This window comes from Aeribacillus sp. JST-2 (assembly GCF_056032925.1).
In genome coordinates this window covers 1-1370 of the sequence record NZ_JBVVUU010000101.1, presented here as the reverse complement: position 1 = coordinate 1370, position 1370 = coordinate 1, and the positions used below count along the sequence as shown (strand labels likewise).

The 1370-nt window shown below is 42.0% G+C and carries 1 protein-coding gene; it reads right to left on the bottom strand.

Annotated elements, in window-relative coordinates:
• Positions 1–61 precede the first annotated feature (61 nt).
• On the bottom strand, positions 62–1246 hold the full coding sequence (locus AC0KTX_RS16745) for an IS701 family transposase (RefSeq protein ID WP_474253158.1): 1185 nt from the start codon (positions 1244–1246) through the stop codon (positions 62–64).
• Between the last annotated feature and the right edge of the window lie 124 nt (positions 1247–1370).

The following is a 1370-nucleotide window of genomic DNA, read 5'->3' as shown; positions in this document are numbered from 1 at the left end:
CTGTAGATGAGTAAATTTCATTACATTTATTACCATCTTTAAAAAGCAAACAAAGATACCCTTATGCCACTCGTAACTGGTTTTTAATGGAATCTAGTGGCACTCCTCGTTGGGCTTCGTAATAAATAAACTCAATGAGATTGTGAATTTTTCTCGATCTCACACTCGCAAGACCGGTTGAAAAATCACTTGAATGTTCTGTCATGCAATAGATATACGTAAATTGTACGATGACCCAATATCGTTTAATGGCTCGCTCATGTCGGATTCGATATCGATCGAAACCTAATGTTTCTTTCGTTTGCCGAAAGTAGCTTTCGATCGACCAGCGTTTCGCATAGTATTCAAGAATAGCCTGATCGCTCAGTTCCGTGTCTGTACTCAAAAAACAACGCAAATGCTCGCTCGTCATCGGTTGATCGGTTTTCCAACAAAACAATACCACCGCATTTGGAATGTCGTTCAATGCCCCTTCGTAGCGATACACTCGATACGTTTCCCCTCCCACGGTCACGAGGTGGGTATCGGAAACATCGATGTAACGGGCAAATTCTTTGGCGGATTGACGAATTCCTTGTGGATACAGGATGCGGTTGGTTTTCAGTGCTGCGATGACATACCATCCTTTCGTTAGGCACGTTTCAATGAGCGATTTCGATGTATACCAAGAATCAAACAGAACATAGACACGATGGTTCCACCCATGGAGCGATTGGATCATTTGGCGTGCGAGAGCGATTTTACTAATTCCTGATGTCTTATCGTAACGTGCAAAGGCATAAGGGAACGCACGATGAGCACAACGAATCATCATCCAGACTACCTGATGCCCCCATACGAATTTGCCTTCGGTGTGTGAAAAATGATGATCACACCCTTCAATAGGAGACTTAGCCTGTAACGAGGGCTTTGTCTTTTGGCAAATCGTATCATCAATCATCAGGAAAACCGGCTCATTCGTTTGTTTCGCTAATCGATGAATCTGCTTACAAACGGATTGTTGTGCGGCTTGAAGAAGTCGGTTTTCGTCCCAAACGCCTTTGTGCAAAAAATGACTCAACGTCGTTCGGTGTTTCGGATGGTAACTCAACTGATGGAGATCCGTCAGAGTACCAGAACATCCTTTTGTGAGCATTCCATCTATGATGTGGACGAGATGGTTCATCACAGACTTGGAATAATAAAGTTTTAATCCGAGAGAAGATAATGTATTGTAGATTTCTTGATGATGTGCTAATCTATCCATACGAGAGACATGAACCTCCTTGTTTGGGTAGTTTGGTAGCACATCTATTCTAACCAAGGAATCGGTTCATGTCTCTTTTTATGTTTATTTGTAAATTTATGTTAGTAAATTTGCTCAAGTACAG